This is a genomic window from Weissella viridescens (assembly GCF_003862435.1).
Taxonomy (GTDB): Bacteria; Bacillota; Bacilli; order Lactobacillales; family Lactobacillaceae; genus Weissella; species Weissella viridescens_A.
Genome location: NZ_RHGY01000007.1, coordinates 89,039 through 96,227, shown reverse-complemented (window position 1 = coordinate 96,227; position 7,189 = coordinate 89,039). Strand labels below are relative to the sequence as shown.

Genomic DNA, 7,189 nt, shown 5'->3' with positions numbered 1-7,189 from the left:
ATAATCAATAATACCGACCGTAATTTTATTGAAAATTTCATAGACGTCATATTTATCATCCCAGAACAATAAATTAGGATGATTTGCATATTCGGCCTTAGCTTGTTGATACTCTGGGTCCTTTAACATAAATGGATGTAGCTTTAAGATGAATAATCCATTTTGTTCTGCCATTTTATCCGCAACAGCCTTTAAATCAGGCAGAAGTTGTTTAAATGATCCATTAACATCCTTATAACGATAAGTTGGCGCATATAAATAAACTGAATCAAAATCATCAATAAAGTTAAGGGCGCCGTGATCCGTTCTCATCTCAGGATCACGATAAACCTGATTACGCGGATAACCACCTTTAATGATTTGTTTTTCGTCTAATGGCATATCCTCCATGAAATGTTTTTCCATGACCTCGGACGTTGCCAAAAATTTGAGGTTATTTTTATAGAGCGGATAATTCCGCACATACTTCTTGACGATACCATCAGCCAAAGCTGATTCAGCACCAAGTCGCAATTCAATATGTTTCAATCCAACGCCGTGCCAAAGATTCAAAATAATGGCTTGTGGGTTTAAGTGATCAGGATATTTTTCACGGAAATTTTCAGTCACATAAACATCGGCGCGTGCAAACAATTTGGCAGCCTTGTCTGAACTAGCTAACGTTGCCTTGTAACCAAGACTTTTAACAAGCTTCATCTCTTCGCGCGTATCTGCCACCCACCAGACTTCATGGGTCTGTGTATTATGCTTTTGCATGTACATCAACAACGCTTTTGGATTTCCTTGCCAACTATATGAGCCAAACAACCATAGTTTCATACTTCTTCCTACATTTCTAATTTATTCTTTTTCAGGTCTGTTTACTGTCTTAGACCAACTTTTTCAAGCGATTCCATTCTAAATTTTACCATGTACAGAGCAGAGCTCGCCATGGAAAACACATTTATGTGAATAAGATATATAGACCTAGGCCAATATAGATAATTGGCACCAAGACTTTTTGATACTTTTGGACGAAATTCTTAATGACAGGTAGATCAGCAATTTTTTCACCAATCCAACACCAGATTGGAATCATAATCACAAAGAGTAAGAGCACACCCCACATTTGGGTATTTGAATACTTACTAAACAATGGGATATAGATACCCATATTGTCGGCACCGTTTGAAACAGTCAATGTCATGATTGTTCCGAGTGTTAAGCCAGTCGCTTTTTGCGCCGTCTTTTGGATTTTTGTGTGTCGCTTTGCATCCTGCTTTGCTGTTTCATCTGACTTGTAGAGCTTATAGAAGCCATTCACCCCCATCAACAATGGGAAAATCCCCAACAAGTTCAAATAATTCAGGTTAAATGCATGTAACATCGTCACACAGGCAATACTCAACAACAAGATTGCCCCAATTCCTAACAATTGGCCCCACAGAATTGTCCAACGTTGCTTACGTGTTGTCGCCTCTGCATAAAGAATTGTCAAAATAACTAAATCATCTAGATTACTACTCACAAAAGCAACAATCACTGAAACAATAAAATGTATCATTTTTTCTCTCCACATTCATATCTTTAACCGCATAAAGAACATGCGGTGCATAGCACTATTGTACCATTTTTTAATTTGAATCATACAAAATAACAGCAAGCGAGTGTTATCCCCTAATGCTACGTCTTCAATATTAATCTTTGTGCAATAAAAAAAGACATGCACCTGCTAGTACATGTCTCGTTTACTAAGCTTTATTTTGTGAGCCAAATACCTTAATACGATCTTCACACATTGCTTGAACCGCTTCTGTTCCGGGTTCTAAGAATTTGCGAGGATCATAGTTTTTACCTTCTAAGTCTTTGTCTGAAAGGACAAAGTCACGGATGGCCGTGTGGAAAGCTAATTGCCCTTCCGTATTGACGTTGACCTTGGCAATCCCAAGTTTAATCGCTGCTTGAATTTGATCATCAGGAATCCCTGATCCACCATGTAAGACAAGTGGTAATTCACGGCCTAACTTATCAGAAAGCATATCAGTGATGGCCTTCAAGTGATCCAAGTGCAACCCCTTCCAGTCAGCCGGATATTTACCGTGGATGTTCCCAATACCAACCGCAAGTGAATCAACTCCAGTTTCAGCCATTTTTAGGGTATCGTCTAATGAAGCAATCTCACCATCAGCAATGATTCCGTCTTCTTCACCACCAATTGTTCCAACTTCAGCTTCTAATTGCTTATCTTGTGCATGTACGAGCTTAGCAATTTCTGCAGTCTTGTTGACGTTTTCATCTAATGGCAAAGCAGAACCATCGAACATGATTGATGTGAATCCCGCATCAAGTGCTTCATGCACATCGGCCTCAGTTCCATGATCAAGGTGAATTGCCATTGGTACCGTAATATTTAGGGCATCATACATATCGGCGATAAGATCATGGGCAACCTTGAAATCACCCATGTACTTTGCAGCACCACCTGTGACTTGCATCATAACAGGTGATTGCATTTTTTCGCAGGCCAATAAAATTGCCTTAGCCCATTCCAAATTGTTAACGTTAAAGGCAGGCACCGCATAATGTTCTGCTCGCGCTTTTTGTAGCATATCGATCGCATTTGTAATCATCTTTTGTTACCTCTTTTTTAAATAGTTACGTGTTTAACAGCGTTTGAAATTGCACCATTTATTTTTGTACCAACTATAGAATAACATTTTTGGTGGAAAATCTAAACGCTTTCATGATGCATTAATTAGACGTACTTTTACGTATGTATTTTAATTTAATTAAAAAAATATTATAATAGACATATTACTTAATTTCTTAAGATAATTCGGAGGAGAATGATATGTGTACAGGTATTCGTTTGACCGCTACCGGCGGAGAAGTTTTTTGGGGACGGACAATGGATTTAGCCGCTGGGATGTTTGGTGAAGAACCAACCGCCCCTGCTCCAAGTAGTTTTGTGACTTATCCTCGTGATGTCGAGGTACACAGTTCTGGTGATAACTGGACGACAAAGTATGCTGCCGTGGGGATGGCCCCAACTAATACATCAATTATGTATGATGGTATTAACGAAAAAGGCTTGGCTGGTGACATTCAAGTTCTTATGGAATGTACACATGCTCCAGCTGATGAAATTAAGAAGCGTGGCCAAAAGCCTGTTATTGCTGAAGAATTTGTAACATATGTCTTAACACAATTCGCCAGTGTTCAAGAAATTCGTGATAATTACCAAAAGCTTGCATTGAGTGATCAACCTGAAGTGATTGGCACTTTTAAAGTAAAGCTTCCTGCCCACTATATTTTCGTTGATGAAACTGGAGATGGCATTGTGCTTGAACCAGTTGAGGCAGGCTCATTCAAGTTGTACGAATATTCTGGTGTTGCAACAAACAGCCCTGAATACAGCTGGCACCAAACGAACTTAAACAACTATATTGGTTTAGACACAAATGATGTCACACAACCAAAGCAACTTAAAGGCGCTAATCATGTGAACCTCACTCCCATCGAGAACGGTACCGGATATGGTTTCTTTGGGCTTCCAGGAGACTATACCTCTGTCTCACGTTTTGTTCGAGCAAGCTTGATTTCAAACAATCTGGATGCCTTTGAAGCGAAAGACGGGATCAACATCCTGTATGCTGCTTTCCGTTCAGTAATCATCCCCCGCGGTCTTGAACATGCTGATCCACAAAACGCCATCACTGATGCGTCACGTTACTGGGTAGGTTATGATCTTGCTAACCGGACCGCCTATGCCCAACCAATTACGGGTCTAGCAATCTCATCAATGGGCATTGACCCTGACGTTACTGAAATTACATTCACTGAATTGGATACAAGTGTGCATGCTCATACGCTCCATGCCATTTAATTAAAATAAAACAAGCAGATAACGTGTTAAAACGTTACCTGCTTTTTATTTACGCCTGAAGGTCTCTGTTATAATGGTGTAAAAACCACCGAAGGGAATTACATCCGTATGTCAGACACAATTAACGTTATTTCAGAATTTGCTCCACTCAAAAAAGTCGTTCTAGCGCAATCTGAATTCGCCTTTTCCAGTAAGGCAGTCTATGACGAACTTGATAATGGCGAATATGATTTTTTGGATGAAAAGTACGCTGATATCGAAGTTGGCCATTATTCTGAAGACTTTGCGACGGCCTACCCTAAGCTCAATCAACAGTGGCTCACTGAAAAGCAAAACTTAATCAACATTTTTCAACAGCATCAGATTGATGTTATTCGCCCACGACGACTCACTGAAACTGAAAAAGCCCACGGGATAACTTCAGGTGATGGCTATAGCAATTTTTTTGTGCGTGATCCCTTTTTCACCATTGGCTCAGCTGTTATCAAGGGTAATCTACGCTTACCTCATCGTAAACATGAAATTGATACCATTAACGACTATTTAGAGTCCGCCACACAAGTCGCCCACACACCTTATCTTTCAGTGACCCAAGGATACTTAGAAGGTGGTGACGTCTTAGTACTAGGTCATGATGTATTAGTTGGCTATTCTGGTTTAGCCAGTGACCTAACAGGCATTCAATGGCTATCCGAGACACTTGGCTCTGATTATCATGTCATTCCTGTTAAGTTGCATCCCCATATCTTACACCTTGATTGCGCACTCAGTTTATTGCGACCTGGTTTAATGATTGTTTGTCCAGAAGCCTTCTTGGATGGCATACCTGATATTCTTAAAAATTGGGAACATATTGAGGTTACCCTATCCCAAGCCACACAACTTATGTGCAACGGCCTCCCATTAGATGATCATACCTATATCACTGATAGCGCCTTTACTGATTTGATTCCCCGCATTGAGGACCATGGTATTCAAGTCACTGCATTGGACTACCAAATTTCGCGGATGTTTGGCGGAAGCTTCCGCTGTACCACACAACCCTTACAAAGATTTTAAGTCACTCTATACACCAAAGGATGAACTAACCCATGCATGATGAAACCCTAACATTTACCGACTTGATTTATGGTAGTACGTATACAAATTGCACAATTCATGACGATGGTAGCCTCATTCGACTAGATACGATGACATTTGAAAAATGTACCTTTTCAGATATTGATTTTGCTGAAAGTGAAATTTTAGATGTGTGCTTTAACCACTGTGATTTTTCAAATATGGATTGGTCAACTAGCATCGTTTATCGCACGCATTTTGAGAATTGTCGTTTAGTCGGTACAGACTTCGCCCAAGCACAGTTAAAAGATGTACAGTATGAAAATTGCCATGCCTTATATGCTAATTTTTCTGAGGCAAAAATGACCAATGTGAATTTCACGTCAACGCCACTCACTGAAAGCTACTTCCAAAATTTATCCGCTATTAAAAAAACAACATTCAATGACTGCACCATGGATGGCGCTGATTTTGGTGGCACGCCACTAAAAGGCGTTGATTTTTCGAATAGTACCTTTGACAGTCTAGTCTTCTCACCAGAACTCATGACTGGTTGTTCACTTACCCAAGCCCAGGCAGCCATTTTCATGACGAACCTTGGCGTTAAAATCAAATAAAAAAGACGTACGCCATCACTGGTGTGCGTCTTTTAGTTTGTCTCGGACTTAAAGCGTCCCTTTAACTTATCTTCACTATATTGCAAGAGTTCATCAGGCTCGATTCCAAACTTATCACAAAAAATCAGCACTTCATCCAACACATCAGCTAACTCCTCCACAATATGTGCTTTCTCTTCACTTACTGTTTGTGGCTTTTCTCCCGGATGATCTCGCCCAATTTCAAAACGACGAATTGCCTGAGAAAGTTCCCCAACTTCTTCAGTTAAAAAGTTCAACCGTCGGGATGACGAAAGCTGTAACCAGCCTCGCTCAGCATAAAAATGCGTTAACCATTGTTTATGTGTATCTAAGTCCATAAGCGCCTCCATGTATGATATATTATATTTCAATAATACATGAATTGGAGTCGAATTATGCAAAAAATTGCTGTTTATTGTGGCGCTTCAACTGGAAATGAGCCAGCTTATGCGCAAGCAACTGTCGCTTTAGGCACCTGGTTAGCGGAACACCAACTAGAGCTTGTTTATGGTGGTGGTGGCGTTGGCCTAATGGGACTGCTCGCTCAAACTGTTTTGGATCATGGTGGTATTGTCCATGGCATTATGCCGCAAAACCTTTATGATCGTGGTGCCGCGCATCCTGGTCTAACAGACTTAGAAATTGTCCCAAACATGTCAGTCCGTAAACAAAAGATGTTAGCCCAGGCAGATGGCTGTATAGCTTTACCTGGTGGGCCTGGTACTTTGGAAGAAATTGTTGAAGCCTTTTCTTGGGCCCGAATCGGCGACAATGATAACCCTTGTGTGTTTTATGATGTAAACCACTTTTACCAACCCATTCAAGACATGTTCATGTCCATGGTTCAGACAGAATTTCTAACGCAAGCTGATTTTGATAAACTTGGTTTCTTTGATAATTTACCTAACATGTTCCAATTCATGGAAAACTATGAACCACCACGTATTCGTCAATATACAAAATAAAGCAGTCCTACGGCTTGCTTTGCGACAATTCCTAACTAAAAGTCCATTAATTTATGTAAAAAATATTAAAAAAAGGTTGTATTACAGTAGTTAACTTTGTGAACACGCTAAGCTCAGCTATAATAATCATTGATTGAAAACCCGTTCTATAGGAGAAATAGGTTATGAAAAAAAATGGTATTGTTTTTATGCTCATTGCGGTATTTGCAGTATGTGCTGCCACAGCCTATTACGGCATAACCCAGAATAAGCAGCGTGCTGAAGCCAAAGCGCAACAAAAGTCTTCTTATAAAGCCGCATCTAAGAGTCTGGCCAAAGCTGATAGCTCCTCTGAGTCGTCAACTGCAACGACAACATCTGTGAGTGCATCAACCAACCCTGTCAAAGATGATGCTAAGAAGCTTAGCTTATCAGCGTTTATGACGAAGTATGGCACATCTTACGTTGGCTATCTCCACGATCAACAAGGGGTTCCTATGACTACTGCACTTAAGTCAGCCAAAAAGAATGACATTCCTTTGACAAAGTATGAAAAGGAAAGCTTGGCTGGTCTTAAAAATGGTACAGTTGTTGCAACTGCCGACGGTGATGTCGCACCAGCCACATCTGATGGTACCACCGACCAAACTGATGCTGGTAACGAGTAATACAAAAAGCGGCCC

General features: G+C 40.4%; 9 protein-coding genes. 5 read left to right on the top strand and 4 right to left on the bottom strand.

What is annotated here, in order from left to right; translation table 11 throughout:
- From D3P96_RS06820 to D3P96_RS06810, 3 genes are all read right to left on the bottom strand, one after another.
- Nucleotides 1-819, bottom strand: an 819-nt coding sequence (locus D3P96_RS06820; RefSeq protein WP_185696116.1) for a CDP-glycerol glycerophosphotransferase family protein, incomplete at its 3' end; no start/stop codon positions are given.
- A gap of 124 nt (nt 820-943) precedes the next feature.
- On the bottom strand, nt 944-1,543 hold the full coding sequence (locus tag D3P96_RS06815; RefSeq protein WP_185696115.1) for a cadmium resistance transporter: 600 nt from the start codon (nt 1,541-1,543) through the stop codon (nt 944-946).
- Between the two features lie 187 nt (nt 1,544-1,730).
- On the bottom strand, nt 1,731-2,609 hold the full coding sequence (locus D3P96_RS06810) for a ketose-bisphosphate aldolase (RefSeq protein WP_124943627.1): 879 nt from the start codon (nt 2,607-2,609) through the stop codon (nt 1,731-1,733).
- Between the two features lie 221 nt (nt 2,610-2,830).
- On the opposite strand from D3P96_RS06810, the gene D3P96_RS06805 reads away from it, so the two are divergent.
- The 3 genes from D3P96_RS06805 to D3P96_RS06795 all read left to right on the top strand — a co-directional run bounded on the left by D3P96_RS06805 (nt 2,831) and on the right by D3P96_RS06795 (nt 5,541).
- Complete coding sequence (locus D3P96_RS06805; RefSeq protein WP_124943626.1) at nt 2,831-3,865, top strand: linear amide C-N hydrolase; 1,035 nt, start codon at nt 2,831-2,833, stop codon at nt 3,863-3,865.
- A gap of 108 nt (nt 3,866-3,973) precedes the next feature.
- Nucleotides 3,974-4,924, top strand: a complete 951-nt coding sequence (locus D3P96_RS06800) for a dimethylarginine dimethylaminohydrolase family protein (protein ID WP_124943625.1) — start codon at nt 3,974-3,976, stop codon at nt 4,922-4,924.
- Nucleotides 4,925-4,956: 32 nt separating this feature from the next.
- The gene (locus D3P96_RS06795) at nt 4,957-5,541 is read left to right on the top strand and encodes a pentapeptide repeat-containing protein (RefSeq protein ID WP_124943624.1); all 585 of its coding nucleotides are present in this window, start codon (nt 4,957-4,959) and stop codon (nt 5,539-5,541) included.
- A gap of 32 nt (nt 5,542-5,573) precedes the next feature.
- On the opposite strand, the gene D3P96_RS06790 is transcribed toward D3P96_RS06795, so the two are convergent.
- Nucleotides 5,574-5,900, bottom strand: a complete 327-nt coding sequence (locus D3P96_RS06790; RefSeq protein ID WP_124943623.1) for a MazG nucleotide pyrophosphohydrolase domain-containing protein — start codon at nt 5,898-5,900, stop codon at nt 5,574-5,576.
- Between the two features lie 57 nt (nt 5,901-5,957).
- Here D3P96_RS06790 and D3P96_RS06785 point away from each other — a divergent pair, with 57 nt between their 5' ends.
- Nucleotides 5,958-6,527, top strand: a complete 570-nt coding sequence (locus D3P96_RS06785; protein ID WP_124943622.1) for a TIGR00730 family Rossman fold protein — start codon at nt 5,958-5,960, stop codon at nt 6,525-6,527.
- A 164-nt stretch (nt 6,528-6,691) separates the two neighbouring features.
- On the top strand, nt 6,692-7,174 hold the full coding sequence (locus D3P96_RS06780) for a hypothetical protein (RefSeq protein ID WP_124943621.1): 483 nt from the start codon (nt 6,692-6,694) through the stop codon (nt 7,172-7,174).
- Nucleotides 7,175-7,189: the final 15 nt, after the last annotated feature.